The 26185-nt window shown below is 34.2% G+C and carries 45 protein-coding genes and 1 tRNA gene; 40 read left to right on the top strand and 6 right to left on the bottom strand.

What is annotated here, in order from left to right; all coding sequences use genetic code 11:
• Positions 1-14 precede the first annotated feature (14 nt).
• From KW2_RS09155 to KW2_RS09135, 5 genes are all read right to left on the bottom strand, one after another.
• Complete coding sequence (locus KW2_RS09155; protein WP_021037769.1) at positions 15-1154, bottom strand: tyrosine-type recombinase/integrase; 1140 nt, start codon at positions 1152-1154, stop codon at positions 15-17.
• 314 nt (positions 1155-1468) lie between these two features.
• A complete protein-coding gene (locus KW2_RS09150; protein ID WP_021037768.1) occupies positions 1469-2563 on the bottom strand; it encodes a hypothetical protein in 1095 nt (364 codons plus the stop codon).
• 44 nt (positions 2564-2607) lie between these two features.
• Entirely contained in the window at positions 2608-2904 is a 297-nt protein-coding gene (locus KW2_RS09145) for a hypothetical protein (RefSeq protein ID WP_021037767.1), read from the bottom strand.
• 46 nt (positions 2905-2950) lie between these two features.
• Positions 2951-3538, bottom strand: coding sequence for a hypothetical protein (locus KW2_RS09140; RefSeq protein ID WP_021037766.1), 588 nt, complete (start codon positions 3536-3538; stop codon positions 2951-2953).
• A gap of 12 nt (positions 3539-3550) precedes the next feature.
• Complete coding sequence (locus KW2_RS09135) at positions 3551-3919, bottom strand: XRE family transcriptional regulator (protein WP_021037765.1); 369 nt, start codon at positions 3917-3919, stop codon at positions 3551-3553.
• 292 nt (positions 3920-4211) lie between these two features.
• On the opposite strand from KW2_RS09135, the gene KW2_RS09130 reads away from it, so the two are divergent.
• The 13 genes from KW2_RS09130 (at position 4212) to KW2_RS09075 (ending at position 11600) form a co-directional block, all read left to right on the top strand.
• The gene (locus tag KW2_RS09130) at positions 4212-4403 is read left to right on the top strand and encodes a hypothetical protein (RefSeq protein WP_021037764.1); all 192 of its coding nucleotides are present in this window, start codon (positions 4212-4214) and stop codon (positions 4401-4403) included.
• A 15-nt stretch (positions 4404-4418) separates the two neighbouring features.
• On the top strand, positions 4419-4679 hold the full coding sequence (locus tag KW2_RS09125) for a hypothetical protein (protein WP_021037763.1): 261 nt from the start codon (positions 4419-4421) through the stop codon (positions 4677-4679).
• Positions 4680-4688: 9 nt separating this feature from the next.
• Positions 4689-4859: a hypothetical protein gene (locus KW2_RS11810; RefSeq protein ID WP_021037762.1), complete on the top strand. Its 171-nt coding sequence runs from the start codon at positions 4689-4691 to the stop codon at positions 4857-4859.
• A gap of 82 nt (positions 4860-4941) precedes the next feature.
• Positions 4942-5451 carry a siphovirus Gp157 family protein gene (locus tag KW2_RS09120; protein WP_021037761.1) on the top strand — a complete coding sequence of 170 codons (510 nt, stop codon included), beginning with the start codon at positions 4942-4944 and terminating at the stop codon, positions 5449-5451.
• A complete protein-coding gene (locus KW2_RS09115; protein ID WP_021037760.1) occupies positions 5451-6170 on the top strand; it encodes an AAA family ATPase in 720 nt (239 codons plus the stop codon). The genes KW2_RS09120 and KW2_RS09115 overlap by 1 nt, the downstream gene beginning before the upstream one ends.
• Complete coding sequence (locus KW2_RS09110; protein WP_021037759.1) at positions 6157-7503, top strand: DEAD/DEAH box helicase; 1347 nt, start codon at positions 6157-6159, stop codon at positions 7501-7503. The genes KW2_RS09115 and KW2_RS09110 overlap by 14 nt, the downstream gene beginning before the upstream one ends.
• A gap of 17 nt (positions 7504-7520) precedes the next feature.
• On the top strand, positions 7521-7973 hold the full coding sequence (locus KW2_RS09105; RefSeq protein WP_021037758.1) for a DUF669 domain-containing protein: 453 nt from the start codon (positions 7521-7523) through the stop codon (positions 7971-7973).
• Positions 7974-7987: 14 nt separating this feature from the next.
• Complete coding sequence (locus tag KW2_RS09100; protein ID WP_041168654.1) at positions 7988-8782, top strand: bifunctional DNA primase/polymerase; 795 nt, start codon at positions 7988-7990, stop codon at positions 8780-8782.
• Positions 8757-10220, top strand: a complete 1464-nt coding sequence (locus KW2_RS09095; protein WP_021037756.1) for a DNA primase family protein — start codon at positions 8757-8759, stop codon at positions 10218-10220. The genes KW2_RS09100 and KW2_RS09095 overlap by 26 nt, the downstream gene beginning before the upstream one ends.
• A 223-nt stretch (positions 10221-10443) precedes the next feature.
• Entirely contained in the window at positions 10444-10755 is a 312-nt protein-coding gene (locus tag KW2_RS09090; protein WP_021037755.1) for a VRR-NUC domain-containing protein, read from the top strand.
• Positions 10756-10861: 106 nt separating this feature from the next.
• Positions 10862-11035 (top strand): DUF1497 domain-containing protein, encoded by a 174-nt coding sequence (locus tag KW2_RS09085; RefSeq protein ID WP_021037754.1) that lies wholly within the window; start codon positions 10862-10864, stop codon positions 11033-11035.
• Between the two features lie 179 nt (positions 11036-11214).
• On the top strand, positions 11215-11412 hold the full coding sequence (locus KW2_RS09080; RefSeq protein WP_011835825.1) for a DUF1125 domain-containing protein: 198 nt from the start codon (positions 11215-11217) through the stop codon (positions 11410-11412).
• Complete coding sequence (locus KW2_RS09075) at positions 11409-11600, top strand: hypothetical protein (protein WP_021037752.1); 192 nt, start codon at positions 11409-11411, stop codon at positions 11598-11600. The genes KW2_RS09080 and KW2_RS09075 overlap by 4 nt, the downstream gene beginning before the upstream one ends.
• A 1-nt stretch (position 11601) precedes the next feature.
• On the opposite strand, the gene KW2_RS09070 is transcribed toward KW2_RS09075, so the two are convergent.
• On the bottom strand, positions 11602-12234 hold the full coding sequence (locus tag KW2_RS09070; protein ID WP_021037751.1) for a hypothetical protein: 633 nt from the start codon (positions 12232-12234) through the stop codon (positions 11602-11604).
• 63 nt (positions 12235-12297) lie between these two features.
• Between KW2_RS09070 and KW2_RS09065 the strand changes: the two genes are divergently transcribed.
• From KW2_RS09065 to KW2_RS08950, 27 genes are all read left to right on the top strand, one after another.
• Positions 12298-12480, top strand: a complete 183-nt coding sequence (locus KW2_RS09065; RefSeq protein WP_021037750.1) for a hypothetical protein — start codon at positions 12298-12300, stop codon at positions 12478-12480.
• The gene (locus KW2_RS09060; RefSeq protein WP_021037749.1) at positions 12473-12754 is read left to right on the top strand and encodes a hypothetical protein; all 282 of its coding nucleotides are present in this window, start codon (positions 12473-12475) and stop codon (positions 12752-12754) included. The genes KW2_RS09065 and KW2_RS09060 overlap by 8 nt, the downstream gene beginning before the upstream one ends.
• Positions 12747-13274: a DUF1642 domain-containing protein gene (locus KW2_RS09055; RefSeq protein WP_021037748.1), complete on the top strand. Its 528-nt coding sequence runs from the start codon at positions 12747-12749 to the stop codon at positions 13272-13274. The genes KW2_RS09060 and KW2_RS09055 overlap by 8 nt, the downstream gene beginning before the upstream one ends.
• Positions 13274-13729: an NUMOD4 domain-containing protein gene (locus tag KW2_RS09050; protein ID WP_021037747.1), complete on the top strand. Its 456-nt coding sequence runs from the start codon at positions 13274-13276 to the stop codon at positions 13727-13729. Before KW2_RS09055 ends, KW2_RS09050 begins: the two co-directional genes overlap by 1 nt.
• Positions 13726-14079, top strand: a complete 354-nt coding sequence (locus KW2_RS09045) for a hypothetical protein (protein ID WP_021037746.1) — start codon at positions 13726-13728, stop codon at positions 14077-14079. The genes KW2_RS09050 and KW2_RS09045 overlap by 4 nt, the downstream gene beginning before the upstream one ends.
• On the top strand, positions 14076-14276 hold the full coding sequence (locus tag KW2_RS09040) for a hypothetical protein (protein ID WP_021037745.1): 201 nt from the start codon (positions 14076-14078) through the stop codon (positions 14274-14276). The genes KW2_RS09045 and KW2_RS09040 overlap by 4 nt, the downstream gene beginning before the upstream one ends.
• The gene (locus KW2_RS11805; protein WP_021037744.1) at positions 14269-14697 is read left to right on the top strand and encodes a hypothetical protein; all 429 of its coding nucleotides are present in this window, start codon (positions 14269-14271) and stop codon (positions 14695-14697) included. Before KW2_RS09040 ends, KW2_RS11805 begins: the two co-directional genes overlap by 8 nt.
• Positions 14694-14867, top strand: a complete 174-nt coding sequence (locus KW2_RS12170) for a hypothetical protein (RefSeq protein ID WP_021037743.1) — start codon at positions 14694-14696, stop codon at positions 14865-14867. The genes KW2_RS11805 and KW2_RS12170 overlap by 4 nt, the downstream gene beginning before the upstream one ends.
• Before the next feature lie 195 nt (positions 14868-15062).
• Positions 15063-15506 (top strand): NUMOD4 domain-containing protein, encoded by a 444-nt coding sequence (locus KW2_RS09025; protein ID WP_021037742.1) that lies wholly within the window; start codon positions 15063-15065, stop codon positions 15504-15506.
• Positions 15503-15688, top strand: coding sequence for a DUF1660 domain-containing protein (locus KW2_RS09020; protein WP_021037741.1), 186 nt, complete (start codon positions 15503-15505; stop codon positions 15686-15688). The genes KW2_RS09025 and KW2_RS09020 overlap by 4 nt, the downstream gene beginning before the upstream one ends.
• A 7-nt stretch (positions 15689-15695) precedes the next feature.
• Positions 15696-15878 carry a hypothetical protein gene (locus KW2_RS09015; protein ID WP_021037740.1) on the top strand — a complete coding sequence of 61 codons (183 nt, stop codon included), beginning with the start codon at positions 15696-15698 and terminating at the stop codon, positions 15876-15878.
• Positions 15875-16090 carry a transcriptional regulator gene (locus tag KW2_RS09010; RefSeq protein ID WP_021037739.1) on the top strand — a complete coding sequence of 72 codons (216 nt, stop codon included), beginning with the start codon at positions 15875-15877 and terminating at the stop codon, positions 16088-16090. The genes KW2_RS09015 and KW2_RS09010 overlap by 4 nt, the downstream gene beginning before the upstream one ends.
• Positions 16091-16141: 51 nt before the next feature.
• Positions 16142-16489: a hypothetical protein gene (locus tag KW2_RS09005; protein ID WP_021037738.1), complete on the top strand. Its 348-nt coding sequence runs from the start codon at positions 16142-16144 to the stop codon at positions 16487-16489.
• Positions 16490-16651, top strand: coding sequence for a hypothetical protein (locus KW2_RS12165; protein ID WP_021037737.1), 162 nt, complete (start codon positions 16490-16492; stop codon positions 16649-16651).
• Between the two features lie 77 nt (positions 16652-16728).
• Positions 16729-17154 (top strand): RinA family protein, encoded by a 426-nt coding sequence (locus tag KW2_RS09000; protein WP_021037736.1) that lies wholly within the window; start codon positions 16729-16731, stop codon positions 17152-17154.
• A 165-nt stretch (positions 17155-17319) separates the two neighbouring features.
• Positions 17320-17429 (top strand) — tRNA-OTHER (locus KW2_RS12065).
• A 687-nt stretch (positions 17430-18116) separates the two neighbouring features.
• Positions 18117-18293: a hypothetical protein gene (locus KW2_RS11800; protein WP_021037735.1), complete on the top strand. Its 177-nt coding sequence runs from the start codon at positions 18117-18119 to the stop codon at positions 18291-18293.
• Position 18294: 1 nt separating this feature from the next.
• Complete coding sequence (locus KW2_RS08995; RefSeq protein ID WP_021037734.1) at positions 18295-18813, top strand: HNH endonuclease; 519 nt, start codon at positions 18295-18297, stop codon at positions 18811-18813.
• 127 nt (positions 18814-18940) lie between these two features.
• Positions 18941-19396 (top strand): phage terminase small subunit P27 family, encoded by a 456-nt coding sequence (locus KW2_RS08990; protein WP_021037733.1) that lies wholly within the window; start codon positions 18941-18943, stop codon positions 19394-19396.
• A complete protein-coding gene (locus tag KW2_RS08985) occupies positions 19386-21296 on the top strand; it encodes a terminase large subunit (protein ID WP_021037732.1) in 1911 nt (636 codons plus the stop codon). The genes KW2_RS08990 and KW2_RS08985 overlap by 11 nt, the downstream gene beginning before the upstream one ends.
• Entirely contained in the window at positions 21265-21474 is a 210-nt protein-coding gene (locus KW2_RS08980; protein ID WP_010905936.1) for a DUF1056 family protein, read from the top strand. Before KW2_RS08985 ends, KW2_RS08980 begins: the two co-directional genes overlap by 32 nt.
• Complete coding sequence (locus KW2_RS08975) at positions 21471-22649, top strand: phage portal protein (RefSeq protein ID WP_014735131.1); 1179 nt, start codon at positions 21471-21473, stop codon at positions 22647-22649. The genes KW2_RS08980 and KW2_RS08975 overlap by 4 nt, the downstream gene beginning before the upstream one ends.
• 42 nt (positions 22650-22691) lie before the next feature.
• Positions 22692-23399, top strand: a complete 708-nt coding sequence (locus KW2_RS08970) for a head maturation protease, ClpP-related (protein ID WP_080656303.1) — start codon at positions 22692-22694, stop codon at positions 23397-23399.
• 11 nt (positions 23400-23410) lie between these two features.
• The gene (locus KW2_RS08965) at positions 23411-24670 is read left to right on the top strand and encodes a phage major capsid protein (protein WP_021037730.1); all 1260 of its coding nucleotides are present in this window, start codon (positions 23411-23413) and stop codon (positions 24668-24670) included.
• Positions 24671-24685: 15 nt separating this feature from the next.
• Positions 24686-25552 (top strand): hypothetical protein, encoded by an 867-nt coding sequence (locus KW2_RS08960; RefSeq protein WP_021037729.1) that lies wholly within the window; start codon positions 24686-24688, stop codon positions 25550-25552.
• The gene (locus tag KW2_RS08955) at positions 25536-25859 is read left to right on the top strand and encodes a head-tail connector protein (RefSeq protein ID WP_021037728.1); all 324 of its coding nucleotides are present in this window, start codon (positions 25536-25538) and stop codon (positions 25857-25859) included. The genes KW2_RS08960 and KW2_RS08955 overlap by 17 nt, the downstream gene beginning before the upstream one ends.
• Complete coding sequence (locus KW2_RS08950) at positions 25834-26184, top strand: phage head closure protein (RefSeq protein ID WP_021037727.1); 351 nt, start codon at positions 25834-25836, stop codon at positions 26182-26184. Before KW2_RS08955 ends, KW2_RS08950 begins: the two co-directional genes overlap by 26 nt.
• Position 26185 lies beyond the last annotated feature (1 nt).

Here is a 26185-nt window from a genome sequence, read left to right as displayed (position 1 = left end):
TGAGAGGCATTTTTTTATTTAATCTCATTTAGTTTTTTAACAATATCAATCTTAACAGATTTTGTGACGTGTGAGTAAATGCTAAGAGTTGTCTTATAGTCGGTGTGCCCCACTCGATCCATTGCAGCGCTCAGAGGTATTCCAAGTTCAGCGAGTAAAGCAATGTGAGAATGCCTAAAAATATGGGATGTAATATGCTTTGTTATTCCAACTTTTTCTGCAGCTCTCCTCACAACGACATTGAGAGTATCTAAGTCAACCGCAGCACCATTAACAGTAAAGAAAATATAGTTATCTTTATTAAAATCATTACCTTTCAAAGAACGATGAAGTTCTAATAAGTCAAGCTGCTCTTGGATTATATTTTTAATGTTTTCTGAGATTGTTATTGTTCTGTAAGAGAACTCAGTCTTCGGAGTGGTTTTTATTTTCAACGCCCTGTCATAAGTGCCGTTAATTGTTACTGTCCCATTTTCCAAATCTATTTCATGAATTGTAAGAGCAGCTGTTTCGCCATAACGAGCCCCAGTATATGCCATAAATTCTACAAAATTGGCAATATGCTCAACTCTTGAAGTTATTCTCAGAACAGAAAGAATTTTTTTAATATCACTTAATTCAAGATAACTATCTCGTTTTTCCTGAACTTCATTAAAAGTTTTTGTTTTTTTGGGAGCTTTTACAAAACTGGCTTCATTTACTTCAAGATAACCCATCCTAACTCCGAAATCTAGAATGGAGTGAAATCTTTTCTTGAAACCATTGTAGTAGCTATAGGCATAGCCCTCGTTCATCATCTCATTTACTAAATCTTGAATTAACCGGCGATTTACATTTCTCGCTTTTGCATTTTTACCGATTTTCTCTAATATACGATTATCATTTGCTGTTGTTCCACGAAGTGATGAGGCTTTGACCGTTGGAGACCAGTTCTTATAATATTCATCATATAAATCAACAAAAGTGATATCACTTCCTTCATTATGAGAAAGTATTTTATTTATTTTTTCAGTTAATTCTTTAAGTGCAACTTTCTGTGCTCGTGGAGTTTTTTTATCAAGAGTAACAGAAACCTTTTTTAATTTTTCTGTCAATGGGTCTCTATATCTTTCAAAATATTTGTACTTACCATTCGCTAAATCTTCTATCCACATTTGATTTTTATACCTCATTTCTGATAAAATGGTATAGTAAAAAAGCTTATTAAAAGCTTTTGCACTACTTTATAGTTTAAATCCACCCTAGCCGTGCAAAGTTTGGGCGGATTTTTTTGTCATAAATATCCACTTGATATTTATTTTATATTGTTATAAAATTAAGAAAAACAAAATGGAGGTAAATATATTGAATAAAATACAAGTTATTGTAGGATATCTAGTGGTCTTATCTATCTTTGAAATATTCCTATATAGCCTCTCAAATATTTTAATTTTATGCGCATTTTCTATTTTTATGATTTTTATAAAAATCATTCCTCATCCAAAGTCAAGTCTAAATCCATTTGCCTTTGGGGTTCGTTTTCGTAAGAAACATTAGGTGTATCGATAGTTATATCCAATTCTCTAATATCCTGCAATTCCTTGCGGGATTTTTCTATTTCTATTTGACGCTTCAAATCATCTAATTGAGAATCTTTTTCTATCTTTTCAACTTCAACAGTTAATTTTCGTTTTTCTAAATCCCTTATTTTTTTATTGTGAATATAAGGGAATAAACCATTGAATTTAACACCAAAAACATCTACTTCACCAAAAAGAATAGCTATCGCTACCAAACCGCTCTTCAAAGATTGCTGATTTTCTAAAACAAATTTAACGACTGAGGTCAAGTTTATATCACCAGGGCTCTCTACGTTACTTGTAACAGTTATTTCTTCATCTATTTCCAAGTTTCTTTTGTCGTCAATTAAGTTGTACAGAGCAGACCACATCGTTGAAGTCACAGGTTTTTCTGTATTTACATTTAATTTAAGATTTAATTTTCCATTTTTGAAGTAGAATGGAGAAATTAAACTATTAATATATTTATCATATTCTGTTATTTCAATAATTGAATGATGGAGTGTAAGTGTACTGTATAAAAATTTTGCATTAACTTTTTTTCTTGGAACTTCATTAATCCATCTAACACTTCGCCTTTTCAAATCTGCATTTCTATCATATCCATAATTTATTAGTAAATTTGGGGCTGATTCTATTTCTTGTACATCACTTGTTATCTGCCCTATGATAAATTTATTTGATTTTTTTGATGGTACAACAACGTAATCACCTATACTCATGCCTTCGATAAAATTATATAATTTTTTAGCAGCAAATGTAATTTGCTGTTTTGATAATTTGTCTTCCTCATGTTTCCTTGCAATTTGTTCTTTATAATATTCAATAGTCTTTTCTTCTGTTAAAAGCAAGTCTTTTGAGTAAAAATCGGCTACTCTCATTTCATTATGATGAACTGATATGAAATGTTCATATTTGAATTGATCATAATATCTTCCACCCTCCGCTCTCACAAGCCAATATTTGGCTTGTGATTTTATTTCAATAAGTTCTATTTTATTCATATAATTACTTTCTTTTAACGAGGTTCAAGGCTTGCTCTTGGTTTTTATTTATAAGAAATTAACGTATGGAATCCTTCCATATCCTTAAATAATCCCTGATTTTTAATAGCTGTATGTTCCACAGAAATTATTTCATAACCCTCTTTTTGCATTTTCGTTAAAATATTATCTATTTGGGTAGTATATTTGTCTTCTACTCCAAAAAGTTGATTAATCCATTTACTAAGGCTATTTATCATAAGAACATGTGTAAATCCATCCTTTGGAGCTATGTGTGATTTTACTTCTTTTTCATAGATGTTATCACTTTTTGCTTTTTGTGTTTTCGTAAACATTTCCATTATTTTCTCCTTACCAGTTTAGTGATGGCGCACATTATTTAAAAAATTATCCAACTCCCAATAATTGCTGGAACTCTATTTCTGCCATATTATAGAAATTATGGCTTAGATGATAACGATCCAGAAATTGATAAATATTAACAGATTCAATCACATCAAAATAGCTAATATAATCTACAATGTATTCATGCATTTCTTGCTTATTAATACTGACTTTTAATTCATCTTCAAATATTTCAGTGATAGCTTCATGCATCTCTAAATATTCTTTTTTGATGATTGATTCAGCTAGTTCAAATGGTGATTCTGTTATATCTACAAACACATTAAAATATTCGTAGCTTCCCCCGTTAGCCTCAAATATTTCCCAAAGAAGAAGAACAGCTTCGCGATTTGCTCTAACTTCTTGAGGATTTGTTGTATCATTCTCAGAACCTCTGCAGATATCTTTATTGATAACGTGGGAAAGCTCATGAGCAATTTTAAAGGCAGATATTTTGGTTGGATTATAAATCATCAACTTTCTTTTGATATTAACCATAGCATTTTTAGAAAAGCAATCATCACAAGTAATATGAATATTGTATTTTTCCATTTCTAAAAGAAGGTACTCTATCAATTCCTGTTTATTCATAGAGACCTCCGATTAGTCTGTAAGTTTGTCGCCGTAAATTGCAAATAGCATTTTCTTCACATCATCACTGATAGGTTCACCATCAAAAGAAACCCACTCATTCCAGTCTATTCTAGGGTCATCCCAAGAGGTAGGCTTTTTTTCACTAATAACTTTTTTTAAATCAACTGGCTTATTGGTCTTTTTTAATTCTTCATTTCCAAGTAAATAATCCACACTTACATTAAAATATTTTGCAACTGCTTGTATTTTATCTACGCTTGGCTTATTTTTGTTCCAACGCCGAAGAGTAGCGTTAGCAAATCCAAGTTTTTCTTCTAATTGTCTAATTGAAATATTTTTTTGAGCTGCAAGCTCTTTTATTTTTTCATATAAATCCACTTGTATCAACCTTTCAGAGGGTACAAGAAAAAAATATAGGTAAATATCCAACAAAATCATTGACAATGTAGGAAAATATGCTATAATATTTCTTGTAGAGATTAGTTAGCCTTTTGGTTAGCAAATAGACCTATAAAAAGCACTTTAAACGCTCCGCCAAGAATGTTTTATAAAGCTTTTGTTAGGTGTTTTAACTATGCATTTATTGTAGGATATTTAACAACAAATGTCAAGAGCTAGATTCAAATATGCTAACTTTTTCTTATACAAAAATATATACGGAGGTTAAAAAATGCCAACAAGTGACAATGGACTAAAACTTGTTAATTCATTCATTGAAGAAACAGGAATTGAAAAAATGAGTTTAGCAGCCAAATACGGAGTAGCTAAAAATGTAATGATTGATATCCTTTCAGGACACCTTCAATCACCTAAAGCACATCAAGTCATTCTTAAAATCATTGATGATTTCAAATTGCGTTAAGAAAGGAGATGCAATATGCCATACGCAAAAATAACCTATCTACCTGTTGAAAATGCAGAAGACGCAGAATGGTGCGACAAAAAACACCTTATGGAAGTCTGGCAAGGCTTATCAAAAGGCACATTAACAGCCTGGCTTACTGAAATGAGAGATCGACCTGAATTTAAAAAAGGCGTACTTAATCCAACTCACGGACTTGTCTTCATTAATAAAGAAGTATTTAAAGATTTTGTAGAGTGGAAAGAAGCAACTCGCTATAAAAGTTATAAAAAGTAGGAAGAAATGATGAAAAACACAATTTTAACATCAAGAGAAGCAGATGAAGCGCTTCAAACTGCGCTAATCGAAGGTGCTAAGTGGATTATCACACGAACAAGTGACACAGTGCTTTATCAAGGTAAGACAATGAACTTTACGCCACTTAGAAGCGGCGGAGTATTGCTTGAGGTTTACTGATGGATAAGACAGAAAAAAGCCCACGCGGCAACGTAGGCTAGGTATATGTGTATACCTTCATTATAACAAATCGGAGGAAATAATGGCAGAAGAAAAATTAACGCTTTATCAGCTTGAAGGACAGTTTCAAGAAGCCCTCAACTTGTCTGATGAAGATGAAGAACTTTTCATGGATACGTTAGATAGTAACGGATTCTTTGAAAATATGGAAGAAAAATTCGATGGTTACGGTTTTTTCATTAAAGATTTGAAAGCTCGTAGAGAAGTCGAAAAAGCAAAAGCTGACATTCTCAAAAAAGCTTATGATGACCAAATGAAAAAAGTTAAGTCATACGATAAAAAAGAAAAATTTGTCAAAAATAAACTTTATGAGTTTATGAAGATGACAAAACAAGAAAAAGTAAAAACGGACAATCACACGTTCTGGTATCAAAAAAGTGCTCCTAAATTAGAGATTACCAATCAACCATTGATTCCGAAGGCCTATTATTCAGAGCAACTGGATGAAAAGAAACTCAGTGATTCACTTAAAGCAGGTAATGTGATTCTTGGTGCTGAACTTGTGAAGTCAGAAAGTTTGAGGTTTAGATAATGAAAATAACTAAAGCAACCGACTTGAGTCGAACTACTAACTGGCGAATCTTAATTTATGGAAAAGCAGGACTTGGGAAAACTTCACAAATTAAACATTTAAAAGGGAACACCATTGTCTTATCTATGGATAATTCTCACAAGGTTCTGGAAGGAATCCCAAATGTTGATGTAAGAACCATTGATGATGAAGGAAAAATCTCATTTGATAGAGAGCACCCATCTGAGGACATTAACATCTTTTTGAAAGAAATTGATGACGTATTAGATCAATACGACAATTTAGTAATTGATAATATCTCAAGTCTGCAGTCAGATTGGTTTGTTGAACAAGGACGAAAATCAAAAAATGGTATCAGTAACGAATTGCAGCATTATTCTCAATGGACGAACTATTTTTTAAGAATACTGACAGCAATTTATAGCAAGCCAATCAACATCTATGTTACAGCTTGGGAAGATACGCATGAATTGAATTTAGAAACTGGGCAAATCATCACACAGTATGTTCCACAAATCAGAACTTCTGTTTTAAACCAATTACTTGGACTGACAGATTTAGTAGGTCGAATCATTGTTAATTCAAAAACAGGCTCACGAGGTTTGATTCTTGAGGGAAGTGAAGGAACTTATGCCAAGAATCGATTAGATGATAGAACAGCTTGTAAGATAGAAGATTTATTTAATTTCGGAGGTGATACACCAGATGAAGTTACGTGATTATCAAGAAGAATTAGTGGAATCAATTAAAAGCTCATTCTTAAAAGGTAATCGCTCAATCATTGTGCAAAGTCCACCACGTTCTGGAAAAACGGTTGTGATGGCTGATATTTCCAAAGGTGCTACTGACAAGAAGAATCATGTCCTATTCTTTAGTCACCGAAAAGAAATTAATGATCAGGTTGTTAAAACTTTTGAATTAAATCAGGTCAATTTGGAATGTGTCACGATTGGAAGTGTTCAGTCATTAGTTAGGAAAATTGATGAACTTCCACCGCCTGAAATCATTCTGGTAGATGAAGCACACCATATCAAAGCAAATAGTTATAAAAAAATACTGGAAGCTTTCCCTAATGCCTTAAAACTATTCTTTACTGGGACGCCTATTCGTTTGAATGGTCAAGGATTTGAAGATATGGCTGATGACTTAATAACAGGAAAGTCCATCAAATGGCTGCAAGAGCACGGAAATATTGCTCCCTTTAAATACTATGCCCCAAATATCATTGATACTTCACAACTAAAAAAAACAAGCGGCGATTTTACACAAAAGTCAATGGATGAAGCATTTAAAAGAGCGATTTATGGAGATGTTATTGCTCACTACAATAAACTATCCAAGGGTAAACAGGCCATCTGTTACGCTCACAATGTAGCAACAGCACAACATATTTCAGAAGAATTTAATCAAGCTGGGATAACTGCAGAAGTGGTTCATGGTAAAACTCATAAAACTGAACGTGAAGCTATCATGAATAAATTTAGAGCTGGTGAAATATTAGTTCTGATTAACGTTGAATTATTTACTGAAGGAGTTGATTTACCAGATGTGACAACTTGCATTATGCTAAGACCGACTCAATCACTCAGCTTATTCTTACAATTTGCAATGAGGCCATTAAATCCTAAACCTGGTAAAACAGCGATTCTGATTGACCACGTTGGAAATTATACAAGACACGGGCTACCAAATGAGGATAGAGAGTGGACGCTCAGTGGTATTTCCAAAAAACGTTCTGAGTATAACACAAAAGGCGAATTGACAATCAAACAATGTGAGATGTGTTTCGGATGTTTTGATAGTTCAAATACAAGGACTTGTCCATATTGTGGTCATGAGCCTGAATTAACTGAGCGAGAGCTTGAAAATATCAAAGAAATTGAGCTTCAAGAAATAACAGAAGCAAAAGTTCAAAAACTTAAAAAACGAGTTTCTACATATATCAGTGCTGATATGTGTGACAGTGTTGATGAACTCGTTGAATTCAAAAATCAACACGGATATAAAAACGGTTGGGTTTTCCAACAACAAAAAATGAGAGGGTGGCTATAGCCACAAGGTAATAAAAAATGTTTGAAATCGATTATGAAAAAGCGTCAGAATTCGGAAATATTGTAGATGGTGTTTATGAAGTAACTATTGAGCACTCCATGGAGAAAACAACTCCAAATGGAGCTGATTATCTTGATATTCCACTTCGCATCCGTACTGATTTTGACCAGCCACATAAAAACAGTGTTATTTTCCATAAAATTTGGCAGAAAAAAGATACTGGGAAATATCCAGAAGGTTCTATTATGAATCTTGCGAAACAAGCAGGAATTCCAAATGGTACAAAATTCAAGAGCTTAGATGATTATCTTGGGATGCTTGAAGGAAAAGCTTTGAAAGTCACAGTTAAGAATGAAACAAGCGAATCCAATGGCAAGACTTACGAAAACTTGAATGTGAAGAAAATGGAAACCAGTATGCTTGCGACTCAAAGCGCCCCTGAAATTAGCGACGACGCTCTACCTTTCTAAATATGGAAAATATAATGCTTGAGACGGCCTTACGTTACAAGAAACTCGGGATATCTATTATTCCAGTTTCTCGTGATAAAAAGCCAATGATAGAATTTGCAGATCGTGAGCCACTGACAGAAGATGAAATCAAAGCTTTTTGGAAACAAAATCCTACAGCAAATTTAGCCATGAAGTGCGATAAATTCGTTGTGGTAGACGTTGATGTTCATAATGATATAAACGGCTATGAATCCATTCAACCACTGTTAGATGAAGAATGGTGGAAGCCTACCTTATCACAAACAACGGCAAGTGGTGGGAGACAATACTTTTTCTTGAAACGTGAAGATATGGCCGTGACTCAACGCATTGGATTTCTAAAAGGAGTTGACATCAAGGCCCACGAAAATAATTACGTTGTGATTCCACCTAGCGTTACGAGAAAAGGCCAGTATAAATGGGATAATCAGTTGCCAATTATTACTGCACCCAAAGAATTGATTCGTCAAATTATGAAAAACCGTGACAATTATACCCATTATGATTTTTCAGGATTTACAACAAGTGGCAGCAGCAAAACTGCTCAACTATTTGAAACAATTGTCCATGGTTTGGGAGATAGTGGTGGCAGAAATGATGCTTTAGCTCGATTTATAGGTGGTTTGTTTTTAAGAAATGTGGATTTTGATGTGGTTTATCAATTAGCTAAACAAGCTAATTTTGCTACAAGTGATCCATTAGAAGATAAAGAGTTTGAAAGGACTTTTGAAAGTATGTTTAAGAAGGAGATGAGGCGAAGAAATGGAATTCGAAGCGATGGAGGCTGAATATAATGAATCAAAGAAAATTGTCAGCTTTCCAACAAATGAAATTACGAGTCTCAGAGACCTGAGAAATAATTTCAAAAGATTTAGAGAGTTTTACCTCGAAGAAAACGACAAAGTAAAAAGTGTTCCTCCTTTAGTTGTTGCAACTAAGATGCAGGAACACATGACAATTGTAAAAATTAATGATCGTTTGGCTGTTTATAACATTGATAAAGGAATTTATGAAACACGAGCAGATTTCTTTCATAATGTGATTTTCTGGCTTGAGCCTAGCTTTTCGGAAGCTAAATCAAATCAAGTTATCTTTCACCTTAAAAACATGGCGAAAGAAGTTGAAAGTACAGCAAGCCGTGATTTAGTTCCTGTAAAAAATGGCATCTATAATAAGAAAACAAAAAAATTAGAACCTTTTTCTAACCGATATGTTTTCACTTCAACAATTGAAACGGAATATATCGAAGAAATCGAAGCACCTAATATCAATGGCTGGAATGTGGATGACTGGTTACTTGATTTAATGAGCGGAGATGAAGAACTTGTCAAATTGTTATGGCAAGTCATCTCAGCAAGTTTAAATGGGAATTACTCTTATCGTAAGTCTATTTGGTTTGTCGGTGAAGGGAATGACGGTAAGGGAACATTACAACAATTAATTAGTAATTTAGTTGGATTACAAAATGTAGCGAGTTTAAAAATTAATCAATTTTCTGAACGATTCACTCTTTCAATGATTGAAGGTAAAACCGTGATTATCGGAGATGATGTTCAAGCCGGACTATACATTGATGACAGTTCAAACTTTAATAGTGTAGTTACTGGTGAACCTGTGTTTGTGGAAGAGAAAGGCAAACAGCCTTATGTCTCGTTTTATAAAAAAGCGGTCATTCAATCTACAAATGGATTGCCTAAAGTCAGAAATAAAACAAACGGAACCTATCGACGTTTCTTAATTATTCCTTTTAGAAAAACATTTTCTGCTAAGGACGATAATTGGGCAATCAAAGATGATTACATTTTCCGCGAAGAAGTTCTTCAATATGTTTTAAAAAAAGCAATTGAATTAAACTTTGAACGATTTGATGAACCGCAAGCAACAAAGGTGATGATGCAGGAGTTCAAAGAAAAGAACAACTCAATAATTGAATTTGTCAATGAGTGGTTTCCTCAATTTAAATCAAGTGTCTTACCTGTTCGTTTCTTATGGTGGCTCTATCAAGAGTGGTGTAGAGATTCGGGTTATACATCCTTAGCTAAAAGACAGTTTGATAATGATTTAAGTAAAAATATACCTGATAACTGGCAAAAGAAAAAAATTCGGCCTAAAGATGAGTTTTTGCCTACAAATGATGTTCCGAATTATTATATTGGTTTCCGTTGGGATAGTGAAGATAAAGAAAAGCCTATATGGTGTTGGGAAACTGTTCCAACTGTTCCATAGTTGTTCCATTATTTAATAAGTCATGGAACAACTCAAAAACCTTGATATATCTATACTTATTATCTTTTTGTTCCATTGTTCCTTTAATAAATAAGAAATAGTAAATAAAAAGATAAATATATAAATAAAAAAGGAGTGTGAAATTAATGGAACAAATGGAACAATGGTTCAAATGTTGGTATGACTGAATCGAAACTGTTCCAACTGTTCCATAACTTAACTTATGAAGTCAGAACATCAAGTCCAGTCAGAAATAATGCTTGCAGTATCGCAAGCTGGAAATAAAATATTTCGCAGTAATGTTGGGAAAGTACAAACGATTGACGGTCGTTGGTTTGATACAGGATTGCCAAAAGGTCATGCGGATTTGTACGGTTTTCGACCAGACGGTCAAGTATTTTATATTGAAGTAAAAAGTGAAACAGGCCGTGTGAGACCTGACCAAATCAATTTTTTAGACACAATGCGTAAAAACGGCGCACTTGCAGGAATTGCTCGGAGCGTTGAAGATGCAATGAAAATAATTAACGGATAAATAATCACTAGGGTGTTGCAGCAAGGAACTTAATACAGTCGGTAGAGTAATGAAGCCCTCTAGGAGGTATAGCACCGACAGCCCTATTATTTTTGAGGTATAAGTTATGGGATATTACGACACAAGAAATGAAGCTAGGCGAATCAGCAAGCTTGCTAGTCAAAATATATCGAGTGAGCAAACCAAAAAAGAATTTGAATTAGACAGCCAGAATAAATTCAATCAGGAAATGCAGGAAGATTTCCATAAAAGGATTCAAGAATTAGGAGATAAGAAATGAAATGCGATAAATGTGGCAACGAAATAGATTGTGATTGCATGGGATGCCATGAGTGTGAACCTAAACTTACATGCGAAACTTGCGGATTATGCCACATTGATGGATGGGAAGCTGTAGCGTGTTGGAGTTCAGAAAACGATCCAAATTATGACCCATTCGATATTTAAAGGAGATAAGAAATGACAGTTGAAAGTTTACTAAAAGTAATGCAAAAAGGAACAGATGTAATTCTGAAAGATAAGTCTGAAAAAGAATTACTCCGATTTAGTCAAGGTAATGACCTTAACGCAGTTTCATTTGAATACTTAAACCGCAAAATACTTGTTTTAGAACCGCATGGAAATAGTTTTACAGCTATCTTGGAGGATTCAAAATGAAATTCACTAAAGGAAGTTATATTGGCGAAGATATCGTAATAGAGCTATCTAAAGATGAAAACCTAGCATTACGAAGAGCCTTGAACCAATGTAAAAAAGAAGATGTAGCACAGATACAGTTAAACAGCGGCAAGTGGTTTATGCCATTTGTAGTTGAAAAGGAGCAGCTAGATGAAACTAAACGATAAATTATATTTTAGAAACAGATTCTAGAAATTCATACGCTATTTGGCGTAACGAAGCATAATGGAGGTTACCCATAAATTCTCCATCTGATTCTATTTCATTCCCTTCTTCGTCTTTAGTGTAAATGACTGATCTCCATCCATCTGTATTTTTAGAAAAATTATAAAATGTTTCACTCAAAGTTCCGTCGCTGTGAGCACCACCACCTTTATTAGCGATTTGCATGACGAGTTGTTTTCGAGTGATTGTATTTGAACCGTTTCTATAAATTGGCTGAGTCCACCATTTATTAAATTCAACCCAATCTTTGATTTCGCTTGTGTTTAGAAAAGGCAAGAAAACAAGGTCATTATCAGCAGGACTATAACTTATACCTACTAAACAATAGTCTGCCATTAAATTTTGAGGATCAATTGGATAAGCGGTATTTAAAAATTTTATGTTCTTGTATCCCAAATGCGATAAAAGACTTGTACTCTGTTTAGTATCATGAAGCATAACTCTTAATCGAGTAGCTATATCTATGGAAACGAATTTTTTACCTGCATCGTAGTTATCACAGGAAAGTTGTAGCATTTGGATGTTTTCTTGAAGTTCTTCGAATAGTTCTTCATTAGTTTTTATGTGATTTGTCATAGTAACTTCCTTTGTACAAAATATGATAACACAAACCCCCAAAAATAAGAAAGAGGTTAAAACATGGAAAAAAATAAGATAGATAAATTATTAAATAACATTCATAAATTAATTACTATAGATAGAGATTATAATGAAAATTCACGTTTTATATTTAAAACACTTTCTGAAATATTGAACGGAAAGAAAATAGTAACAAAAAAGGAAATTAAAGATAGAGTATTGGAGGACACGAAAAATGACTAAGTTTGAAACAGCGAACGAATTAATATCTTTTGTTAAGGAAAAAGAGTTGAAACGTGGTTTCTATCAAAAAGGGAAAAGAATCCAATGGTTAGTTGGATTTGATATGTCGGGATTTATGCAAGTGACAACTCCAGCACAGGTCAGAAAGTCACGGAGTGGTTTTAATTGCAGTGTGACTAATTGGAATGTTTTGCTAGAAGAAAATTCTCCAAAACTTGATTGGTTTCTGACAGCAAAATATATTGGAACAGAATTGGAGATTAAAAATGACTAAGTTTGAAGAAGAATTAAGTAATTTACCAGTTTCTAAAAGTACAAATTACACAGAGTTCTGGAATAAAGCTCAACTCCTAACGGTATTCAAAGATTGGCAACCACAGCAAGCCCTGCCAGTCGTGCCTGAAGATGTTGCAAAGTGGATTGAAGATCTTAAAAGTAAAGGTTATAGCCCGTTGAAAAATCCTGTTACATACGGTGAGTCTATTAGTGATTTATCTGATGAATCATTAGAAAAAATATTAACTTGGATTTCTCAACACCAAGAAGAATTTATGCGTGCATGGCTTGACGGCTTCAAAGTCGAAAAACCGCAACTGTTCTATTTGAAGCACATTGATATGAGTAAGAACGATGAACAAGTGGACTGGTATATGTCAAAGGCTCATCGAAGAGTTGGCCACAATGCTTGTGATAAAGAGAAATTGCCTATTTATGACTCTTTTAAATACACCCAGCAAGAAATCGACAGCATGCAAACTGGGAGCTATGAACAGATAAAAGTGGAGGACCATTGATGGAATCAGAGATATGGAAAGAAATCAATGATTACCAAGGTTATTATGTGAGTAATCTAGGACGAATAAAAAGCACAAAAAAATCTAAAGTTGTGATTTTGAAAGAAGTATCAACAAGAAATGGATATTCAAGAGTGTGGCTATACAATTCTACAAAAGGAAAAGCTCATTTGATACACAGGCTGGTTGCAAAAGCATTTATTCCGAATCCTAAAAATCTCCCTCAAGTCAATCACATCAATGAAGATAAGACGGATAATTGTGTAGAAAATCTCGAATGGATGACAGCCAAAGAAAATATCAATTGGGGAAGGCACAATCAAAATGTTTCTAAAGCTAGGAAGGGTCAACCATCTAATAGAAGAGGTGTAAAACTTTCAGAAGAAACAAAAAGAAAAATGTCCAAAGCACTTGAATTATATTTTTATAACAAGAAAAAAGAGGTGACGGAATGAGCGAGAAAATGTATTATGTTTTTCTTAGCCCATTAAATAATGGGAACAAGCCATTTTTTCAACTAATAAGTCATGGATTTATGGGCGAATTAGTTAGTTTTACAAAATGTAATACTAAAAATAAAGATGGCCGATATGAAAATAAATATTCTAGATTTACAAAATCAGAACTTGCAGAAATCATGGGTGGAGCTTTATATAGATTACCTGTAATTCAGTATAACAGCGGGAGAATATGCCCTAATGAAGAAATAGAATCAGATACTATGGGGAAATTCGGACAAATTACCAGATATCCTGAATGGATTAACCCGCTCATTGAGCTTGTGCCTGTGGAGGACGGAGAATGAGCAAGTTTGCCATGGACTCTGCAAAGGTGCTATCAGAAATAAAGAAAGATGTTCACGAAAATATTGACCGATATTATAGAGATATCATGATTGCTGATAGCCTTTGGGAACAGAAGAAAGCACTTGGAGAACTTCATCTTTACATGAAAAGGCAGATTAAAAAAATAAAAGAAGTGGAGAAGTTGAAAAATGAGTGAAGTAGTGATAGAGCCAATAGGATATTACAACAAAGTGCATGGATTCTTACATGATGAGTTTGATAAAGATTGTTATTGTCAGGGTGGTTGTTCCATGGAAGCAGTTTACACTGAAAGTCAAGTTAAAAAATTAACTGGCGAAAAAACGGTTGAAAAACTCCAAGAACAGCTTCATGCCCAGCTCACGATTCCTAAAAGCATTGCGGATGAGTTGGATAAACGTTGGGAAACTCAAAATAAATATTTACAAAGAAAAATTGCTGTTCCACGAGACGCTTTATACAATGCTGTAAATCCTTACGACAACCAACTTGCAGCTACAAAAATAGGAAAATGGATTGATGAGAATCAAAATATTTGTTTTGCCTACCTCGCAGGCAAATCCCTCGGAGTTGAACTTGTGAAAGTGGTGGAGGGATGAAAGAATATGCTACTTATGCAGTTTATAAGGGTGAAGAATTTCTTGCTGAAGGAACTGCAAAAGAACTTGCTGAAATGTTTGGAGTGACTCTAAAGACCGTACATTGGTGGAGCACACCTACAAGTTATAAACGTGACAAAGGAAATAGGAAACTGGCCGTTAAATTATGACCGACAAACTAATATCGCTGGTCAATGACTGGTGGGGAGGGATTGAATGACGATAATCAAATCATATAATTCAATCATAAATGAACATGTTAATTCATATCATTGTTCAATTTGTGGAAAAAACTATACTACAAGAGGGCTAGATACTCAATGCCCATATTGTCATAATGCACCGATGGAATAGGAGGACAACCAATGGAAGAAATCTGGAAAGTAATTGCAGGGTATGAAAATTATGAAGTTTCTAACCTAGGCGATGTTAGAAGTCTTAATTATAATCATACAGGTAAAATCAAAAAAATGAGGTTCAATCATAATAAGGAAGGATATGTAATAGTTGGGCTTTGCGCTAAAGGGAAAAGAAAAAATTTCTCCGTTCATAGATTAGTAGCGCAAGCGTTTATTCCGAATTCATTCAAAAAACCTCAAGTAAATCATATTGATGAATGTAAGACAAATAATTGTATTGATAATTTAGAGTGGGTTACGGCAAAAGAAAATGCAAATCATGGTACTCATAACGCAAGAATTTCAGCAGCTAGAAAGAATAGCACTTTATCTATTGAAACTAGAGTAAAAATGAGTATTGCTCATAAAAAGCGTTTGTCAAATAACGATAATCTGGAGGAGGCAGGATGAGAATTTTGTGTAAGCTGTTCGGGCATAAGTGGTCTAAATGGAGAGTGTATTTATTTGGCACTCATGAAGAACGCTTTTGTCGGCGGTGCTACATTACAGATAAACGCTTAAACCGCTCAGACCTTGACGAGTCAGAGAACGTGCATAGCCATGAAAAATGGCTTGATGAAAACATGGATTGAGATTGAGATGAAGAAATTTAGGTTATATAGTGCTGCAATCAGCAAGACAGAAGGAATCGTAACTGTAGAAAATACAGTTGGAGCTGACAGTTATGCTGATGTTATTGAGTATATCGAAAGTAACGCAGGTTGGTACACTGCTGACAACGGAGCTTTCAAAGTTGCTTATATCGAGGAGATTGTTGATTGAAAAATAAATTAAAAGCAAGACGAGAAGAAATTGGACTTTCGGTTGAGCAAGTAGCTGAAAGAATGGTCGAACCATTTAAACAAACCTATATAGAGCTAATTAAAGACAATGAACGGAAAAATAGGCTTGAAAATGATGATTTGCCAGAAGACCAAAGCTGGGATAAACTTCTTGCAAAAGCATTAGAATGCAAAATAGAAGATTTAATTTGATTCGAATAAAATGAGCTAGGAACTCGTTAAACTCAACTAGGAGAGAATTAAATGGTACTAAATATTACCCTATGCATAATAGCAGTTTCAGTTTTACTTCTGGCATTATCAATTAATGAAAAAGCAAGTAAAACAGAGATCTTAAAATTAAAAAGTGAGATTAAATCTCTGAATAGTAATAATGAACTGCTTGAGTTAAGAAATAAAGTTTACAAATTAGAAATAGAAATATATCACCTTTACAAATATAAGGTAATTTATAAAGATAGTTATTTTCTTGGTCCAAAAGGTATTGTAGAAAAATATTTCTTTGACGAAAAAAGTGCTAAAAAGTTTATGGAAAAAGAAAACATTTGTAGTGAAGTACTCATTAACTTAAATGAGGATGGTGAAAATTAAATGGGTAAAGCGTTATTGATTGCAACTGGAATTGTAGCTTTGTTTATACTGTATGTTTTAGGTATATATTTATTAGCTAAGATTATCGGGTTATGGATATTTGCAATATTAGCTGTGATTTTTATAATAGTGCTCGCTTTTGGAATTAACTATTTTAATTAAACAAAAAAGCCCGCTGGGAACGGGCTTCACTGAAAGAATTTCTAACTTAATTATACCACAAAAGGAGAATTTGATTAATGGCAGATAAGTTAGATAGAATTATTGGAGATTACGTCAATGGCAGACTTGAAGCCAGAATAAAATCAATTGAAAGCAGATATCTTTACAAACAAAAAGTTGATAACTTGGGCATTCGCACAGCCTATTCTGGTGGTTCGGAACAACTAAGTCATGTTATCAATCAGGAAAAGCTTGAAAGTGATGAAGAATATCTTAAACTGAAAGAGCAGCTAGAGATATTAGACTTCTGGTTTAAGCCCTTGATTCCTGATGAAAAACGAGTTATTGAACTAAAATATAGTGGATATGCTGGTTTGTACTGGTACCAAGTAATGCAATATTTAGATGTTGAAGGAATTAAAGATATTGGATTGAAAAAAGCAAAGACTATATTCTATAAATTTAGAAATGATATCTATCGACAAATGCAACACTGTTTTTAGGGCATATTTTTGGACAAAAATTGGCACGAAATTGCCTAAAAACGAAACCTCAACCCTTGTTTTTGCTGTTATACTTGTATTATGAAGTAAAAGGCAAAAGCAAAAAACAACAACTAATTCGGTTTGGATATACTGCATAACGTTGCTGGACGATAAAACCAGCGTTGGAACTTAGCTCAGTTGGTAGAGCCGAGGGCGATAACCCTCGAGAAAAATCGGTTCGAGTCCGTTGAAGTAAGGTTACATTAGCGCAGGTTCAAGTCCTGCAGTTCCAATTTGTGCATCTCGGTTGAAGCAAGGTGATACTTGTCCGAGAGCCTTCTAACAGTTACTGAAAGTGCTGTAAAGTAGCAAATGTTGTTTAAAGTGATAGCTTTAATGAAATATTTTCATATAATCGCGAGAGGTTATGAGCTAGTAAAAGCTAGTGTGAAATTGGAGGTGTGCCATGATAATATAATCATAGAGCATAGGTCTTTTCGTTGGATAGAAGTAAGCACATTCCGACAGGATGATGACTTTGCCAGATAAGGGTGAGTGTGATAGCTTAATCAAACTCTGGAGTAAATCAAACAATCCAATTTGCCGTGAACAGAAGAAATTCTGGTATAAGAAAAGCGCCTAGTATTAGTAGCACAAGGCAAAAAACAGATGATATTATTTACAAAATATGTAAAAACAAATCTGTATCGTGTGAAAGTTGATGAGTTTCGTTCTCAGTCCTAACATTAAAAGCAAAAGGAGCTTAAAGAGTTGCTGCTTTAAGTAGAGCCTATTGGGTTAGTCACTTAATAATGAGAGTGTTATTATGGTTGGAGAAAAACCGCACAATTAAACAGGATGGGTGGCAAGGTGTCACACTAGTTTCATAAGCTAGAACAGAACGGTTCAATCCCGTTATCCTGAATTATATTTTATTATAGGTTGTCCATTGGGCAGCCTTTTATTGTTGGAGGAATAAGATGGAACGTAAGATGATTTATGTTGAGACTAAATACGGTGATTATAAGATTGAATATAGCGATAAAAAATGGGGATCAATTGTATCTCAATTAAGTAATGGTATGCCATGGATTGCTGCAGGTGAATACTTGTTTAGAGCTGATGATATAGTGTTAATTAAGGAGATAGCTAAATAACATGCCAATGACTGGACGCTGTCGTGAGCCTAACTGCCACGCTGTGGTTATTAGACCACTACACTATTGTACTAAGCACGCTGATAAAGAAGCTACATATCAAGCAAGCAGAGAGCGATGGACTAATCGTACTGATAATAGTAAACGATACAAAGACTATAACAAACGCAAGCGTGAGTATAGCGATATTAAAGTAGAGCAGAATAAGTTCTATCAAAGCAAGCAATGGAAGTCTATACGTGATGTAGTAAGACGTAGAGACAACTTCCTTTGTCAGTACTGCAAAGCACACAATAGAGTAAGAACTGGTAAGATAGTGGACCACATCGTGCCTGTTGAGTTTGACTTGAATGGTAAGACCATCATGGATAACTTGGCTTTCTGTTGTAGCAAATGCCACACAAGGAAAACTAAGTGGGAACAAATTTATTATGGAACTGGTTACGGAAATAAAACTAAAAATGTAATCCCCATAAAAAATGTAAAAGATGTGCCTGATTTTCAAAAAAATGAACGATAATTTTTAATAACCCTCCCCCGTATATTTTTACAGGGAAAGCACACACATAGGTATCGTCTTGCGTGAAAACCCAATTTTTAAAATTTTTATATAGGGGGGGTCAAAATACTAAAAGAAAGGAGAAAAAATGACAGCTAAGAAGTTCAAAGACAGTAATGACGGGAAGTTGTCTTATCGCGCTCCTAAACACCTTTCTCCTCTCGCAAGTGCTTGTTGGAGAAAAACTGTTCCCTTTCTTGAGGAACAAAAACCAGTTGATAAGATTGATTCATTTTTAGTCGAAATGTACTGTACTCAGTATGAAATTTATAGAAATTCATACGAACATCTCAAAAAACATGGTGAGGTCCAAGAAATTTTTAAACCTGTGCAAGATATGACAGGTGCAATTATTGATAGACAGTTTCAAGGTTTCAAACGTAATCCAATGACTCAAATTTACTCAGATGCAATAAAAAATCTTACAAAGATTGGTTCTGAGTTAGGTTTATCTCCAAAATCACGTTCTGAATTGATGGAACTTAATATGCAAACAAACGAAAATGAAGATGATGGAATGGGGGATTTCTTCGATGAAGATTGATTTAACTCAAACCCATGATGTTATCGGTACATATCATTCGCTAAATTATGAAGATATTAGAGAAGAATATCAAGACCCTGCTACAAAATATGCTTTTGATGTCTTAGATGAAAAGTACACAACAGGATATTTAATGAAATTAGCATGTTTTAGGCATTTACAGGACTTAAAAAGGATAGGAAATGAAGATTTTCCTTTTAATTACGAAGTAAAACATGTAAAAAGGTTAATGAAGTTCTCTAAAATGGCCCCAAACGTTGATACGATGGAACCAACTAAATTAATGGAGTGGCAGAAGTTTATGTTGTCTCTACTAATAGGTTGGAGGAATAAAGAAGGTGGAAAACGTTTCAGTCGCGCAATTATTTCTGTAGGACGTGGTCAAGGGAAAACTTATATGTTAGCCATATTAATGGCTTATTCATTTTTTGTAGAAAGTCGTGGTTTAAGTAACCAGGACTTTTTAGTTTCATCGATTAATGCTAAACAAACAGGTAAATTATATGGCTATTTAAAATCGATGATTAATGTTCTTAGAACAATTAATCCATGGAAAAATATAGCTGATAAAACCGACCTAAGCTTACAAGCTGACAAAATTATTATGAGGAATCATAATAATGTCATTCGTCCAATCTCTCATGAAGCTGGGCAATATGATTCATATCACTTTACAACAGCTATCTTTGATGAAATAGGCGAAGTAAAAAGCCGTGAGAAGATTTCTAAGATTGTATCAGGGCAAGTTAAAGTTCCTAACCGTCAATTTGTTCAAATTTCAACAGCATATCCTGACCCTACAGTTCCCTTTCATGAAGATGAGAAGATGCTGCAACAAGCAATGGAACAAGACTTTTTAAGAGATGCTGATACTTATCTATGTTTAATTTGGAGTAATGATAGTTTAGATGAAACTTATAAGCCTGATACTTGGGTTAAATCAAACCCTTTATTAGATTTAGCTTCGGAACATGATAATCTCATGCAAGGACTACTTGATAAGCGTGATAATGATGTACTTACAGGTGCTGTTCATGATTTCCAATGTAAGAATCTTAATATGTGGCTTTCATCAGATATAGACAGTTATTTAAACCTAGCAGATGTTGAAAAAGCGATTGTTCCTGAATTTAATATCTATGGTCAACGCTGTTATGTTGGTGTTGACTATTCTATGTCATCAGATAATACAGCAGTTGCTTTTGTTTACCCTTATGTAAGTGAAGAAGGGCAAGCGAAATGGCACGTTGAACAACATTCGTTTATTCCTTTTCAAGCTGCAGGCTCAATTGAAGCCAAAGAAAAGCAAGATGGTATTAACTATAGAGAACTTGAAAAGAAAGGGTTCTGTACAATCACAAGCCATCAACAAGGATTAATCAACGATGATGAGGTTTATGAATGGATAACAAGATATGTTGAGGAAAATGCTCTTGATGTCTTGTTTTTTGGTTATGATTCTATGGGAGTGACTAAAGTTATTCAAATGTTGCTTAATAATACTGGTTTCAATCTACAACCTATAAAGCAATGGACTAGTGAATTGATGAATCCTACTAAATTCTTGCAAAAGATATTTGTGGAAGGGACAGTTAGCAGACTAGATGACAAAATAATGGAAAAAGCATTATTAAATGCCGTTCTACGCTCAGACTCAGTTGGGATTCAAGTAGATAAGCGAAAAGCTACACTTAAAATTGATGTTGTTGATGCAATTATTGATGCTCTATATCAAGGTATGAATCATTTTGAAGATTATGGAATGGCAAATGATAGAAGCTGGCAAGTTGAGCATATGACACCAGAACAAGTAAAAGAATGGGTTACTAGCCAAGAATCTGGCTTATTAGACCTTGATGATGAAATAGATGATGATTGGGGATTCGATGAAGATTTTTAAAAACTTATTTTCTTTAATTTGGAAAATATTTGATGTACTTATGTTTATTGCTTTTGCAGTAACCATAACAGTAACAATGTTTATGTGGAATATAACAGCTGGAGGAATTACTTTATCAGTTGTTTTTATTTTAGCAGGATTAATTTCCGAGTTTATAGAAAAGAAGGGAGGTAATTGATTTTGCCAATATTAAACTTTATCAACCAAACAAATGATCCGCCAGAAGTTGGTAGTGTTCAAAGCTATTTTCCAGATGGAAATGATGCTCAAATAATGGAAAGTTTGCTTGGTGATAATAATGAATGGGTTTCAGCTCGTGCAGCATTAAGAAATTCAGACTTATTTTCTATTATCTTGCAACTATCTAGTGATTTAGCAATAGTTAAAATCAATGCTGAAAAGAAAAAGAATCAAGGAATCATTGATAATCCAAGTACTAATGCTAATAAACATGGGTTTTGGCAATCAATGTTTGCACAGTTGCTTTTAGGAGGCGAAGCATTCGCTTATCGTTGGAGAAATGCTAATGGCGCTGATATGAAATGGGAATATTTAAGGCCATCTCAAGTAAATACTTATTATTTCGAGTATGAAAACGGAATGTATTATAACATCACTTTTGATGACCCTAAAATAGAGCCTATTTTACAAGCTCCACAGAGCGATTTGATTCATATGAAACTACTATCAATTGATGGTGGTAAAACTGGAATTAGTCCACTTTACTCTTTGAGACGTGAATCAAAAATCCAAAGAGCCTCTGATAGATTAACAATTAGTTCATTGAATAGTTCATTAAATGTTCCTGGTGTACTTACTGTTAAAGGTGGTGGACTTCTTAGTGATAAAGATAAAGCATCTCGTTCTCGTTCGTTTATGAAACGTTCAAGAAGTGGTGGTCCTGTAGTATTAGATGACCTTGAAGAATTTACTGCACTAGAAATTAAATCAAATGTAGCTCAATTATTATCACAAACAGATTGGACTTCTAAGCAATATGCCAAAGTATATGGGCTTCCTGACAGCTATATTGGTGGACAAGGTGACCAACAATCCTCAATTCAACAAATAAGTGGAATGTACGCAAGTGCATTAAATCGCTATTTAAGACCTGCTATAAGTGAATTGGAGTATAAGTTAAGCGACCACATAAGCGTTAACATGAGACCAGCTATTGACCCTCTTGGTGATAATTACTTATCTACTATTAGTACTGCTACAAGATGGGGTGCTGTAGCTGAAAATCAAGCTACATATATCTTGCAAGAAGCAGGATATATTCCTAAAGACCTACCAGCCCCTGAAAATACAAATAAAAAGACAACTGGCCAAAGTAATGAGCCAGTACCATAGGAAAGGAGGTGGTCATGGTGATTATTCTTAGAAAGGAGGTAAATGATGACAGTAATCGACATTAAAGGAGATGTAGTTGATAATAGTTACGGAATGATGTATGACTGGTTTGGAATCGATTATACAAGTCCATCTAAAGTTAATGATGCCTTAGTAAATGCTGATGATGAAGAAATTGTTTTAAATATCGCTTCTAATGGCGGAGATGTATTTGCAGCTTCTGAGATTTATACTGCTATTAAGATGAATGGTAAACCTGTAACTGTAAATATTCAAGGGTTGGCAGCATCTGCAGCTTCAGTAATTGCAATGGCTGGAGATACGGTAAATATCTCTCCTACAGCCCAATTGATGATTCATAAGGCTATGAGTGGTAGCCAAGGAAATGCTGACGACTTTGAGCAAGAAGCTAAAGTTTTAAATGGTGTTGACCAATCTATTGCTGCAGCTTATGAATTAAAAACTGGTATGAAACAATCTGACTTATTGCAGTTGATGTCTAACGAAACATGGATGACAGCTCAAGATGCAGTGGATAAAGGATTTGCAGACAACATTATGTTTGTAGATGCTAATAAACCAGCATTTTCTAACTCAATCGGCAATATTCCAACTGCTGATAAACTTAATGAATTTATGAATTTCATGAATTTCAAAAATCGGAATAACCCTCCGAAAGAAGAACCAATTATAGAAAACAAACAAGCCGATTTACGTTCTCGTAAGTTGGCTATTTTATTAGAAAAATAAAGGAGCCTTAAATGGAATTAACACTTAATGAACTCAATGAAAAATGGGTAGAGTCAGGAAATGAAGTTTCTGACATTAACGCAAAAATGCAAAATGCTTTGAATGATGACGATTTTTCTCAAGAAGATTTTGCAAAACTTAAAAACCAGTATGAAACCGCAAAAATTAAACGTGACGCTTGGCATGAACAAGTAGTCGAAGCTCAAGCACAACAAGTCGTTAATATGCGTAATGAAGATAAAACACCTTTAAACAATGATGAAAAAGATTTAAAAAATAAATTTGTTTCTGATTTCAAAGCGATGATTAAAGGCGACCCTCAAATCGTGAACCTTGTGACTTCTGACACTGATGAAGCGGGTAACGCAATTGGTTTAACAATCCCTCAAGATATTAAAACAGCAATTAATATTTTGAAACGCCAATACGATGCTCTTGAGCAATATGTCAATGTTGAAAATGTAACTACTGCATCAGGTTCTCGTGTTTATGAGAAATGGTCAGATGTTAAGGCATTGACTAACCTTGATGCTGAAGACGAAGCAATCGGAGATAACGATGATCCAAAACTTTCATTGGTTAAATACGTTATCAAACGTTATGGCGGCATTACTACAGCCACTAATACCTTGTTGAAAGACACAGCTGAGAATATTTTGGCGTGGCTCTCTGGTTGGATCGCTAAAAAAGTTGTTGTTACACGTAATAAAGCCATTCTTGCGGTTATGGATGCTGCTCCTACTAAACCAACACTTGCAAACTTTGACGACATCATCTCAATGATTAACACATCCGTTGACCCAGCTATTAAAGCAACCTCAATTTTGATGACAAATTCTTCTGGATTCAATAAATTGAGCTTGGTTAAGGATGCGCTTGGTAATTACTTGATGCAACCAGACCCTAAAAATGCTGACCAATACCTAATTAAAGGGAAACGAGTGGTTGAAATTGGAGATCGTTGGCTAGCAAGTAAAGGAACAGCTTCAAATCCTGTTTATCCGCTCTATTTTGGAGATTTAAAACAAGCAGTTACTTTGTTTGACCGAGAAAATCTTTCGCTTTTGACAACTAATATCGGAGCTGGTGCTTTTGAAAAAGATTTGACAAAAATTCGTGTTATCGACCGTTTTGATGTCGTTTCAACAGATAAAGAAGCTTTTGTTGCCGGTTCATTTGCTGCAATTGCTGACCAAGTAGGGAACTTCACTGGAGCACCAACTACAACTACAACAACTCAGGCTACAACAACTACAACTAGCCACGCTTAAAAATAGGAGAGGATAATGAAATTTTTATTTGCACAACCAGCTAAAAAAAGATTTGCTTGGGAATTGCATACTGTGATTAATAGTTTGTCTAAATTGGGAGTGGATAAAAAAGACATTATCCTTTTATTTGCTAAAGAAGATGATTCTGTATTAATGGAATTTAATGATTGTAGAGTCTATTCATATGAAGATGATAGATTTGATAAGTCTTATATCCCAAGTATTAAACCTTATTTATTTTATAGATATTTAAGTGAAGATTCTGAAAGAGAGAATGAAACCTATGTTTATCTTGATTCTGATACTGTTATTCTCGATTTAGAAGCGTTTAAAGTTCCAGTTACAAAAAGTAGATGGTATTGCTCAGACACTATTGGTTACATTGGACTAGATTATATTAAATCTGTCACTAATTCATCTCGAACGCTTGAAGTAATGACAGATGCGATAAAAGTGCCAATCGAATGGTTAGAATCTATTCAAAATAACTCAGGAGGTGCCCAATGGGTAATTAAAAATCCTAGAGCTGGATATTGGCATGATGTTTATGTTAATTCTATTGTTCTTTATAGAGCAATTGAACCACTTGAAACAACTTTACAAAAATGGACAGCAGAAATGTGGGCTCAATTATGGACAATGTACCACTACGGTATTTCTCCAAAAGTCAGTAATAAATTATCTTTTGCCTGGTCAACTAATGATTCAATAGGTAAAAATAAAATTGTCCATAATGCTGGTGTAACTGAAGATATGGGATTATTTTTCAAAGGAATATATTTAGATACTCCGCCACTTGAAGCTTTATATCAGGATAGCGGTAAAGTATCTGATTTATATGTTAAAGAAGTAAAGGAGGCGCTTTATGACAGTAACTGTTGATGACTTACTAGATCAGCTATCAGAAGATGATGATCGCAAACCGCAACTTCAAATTTATTTTGATACAGCAACAACATATGTGAAAAATGCAGTGAGTTCTGATACAGTTGACGATCCATTTTTCAGTGTAGAAAATGTTTCTCCAATTTATGATGTAGCTGTTCTTAGTTACTTGATGGATTTGTGGATTAATCGTTCTACGACTATGCCGCCTACTACGGCTGTAGATCATATGGTTGGGCAGTTGAGAGGCCTTTATTCTTCGTGGAAGGAGGCGCAAGATGGTCAAGACGTACAAACCGAATGATTTTAACAGAAAATGTCAGATTGGAGTTGCTAAAACAGTAACGGCTCCAAGTGGAGGCAAGATTGAAAAAATTGACCCAGCAACGGTTTTAAATGTTCGATTTGCGGCTAAAATGAGATCACTTGCACTTCAATTTCAGATAATTGGTACAACTACGGCTGATACATTCGACATTGCAATTAGACATAATAAGCTAGTTACAAAGAAAATGTGTGTTCAAATAGATGATGTTCTTTACAACATTATTAATATTTCTTCAGATGAATCTGCAAAGCTTATTAAATTTGATATTTTGACTCTTCAAGCGAAGAAGAAAGGAGCTTAAT

This window comes from Lactococcus cremoris subsp. cremoris KW2, assembly GCF_000468955.1.
GTDB classification, from domain to species: Bacteria; Bacillota; Bacilli; order Lactobacillales; family Streptococcaceae; genus Lactococcus; species Lactococcus cremoris.
This window is presented reverse-complemented; position numbering and strand designations above follow the sequence as displayed.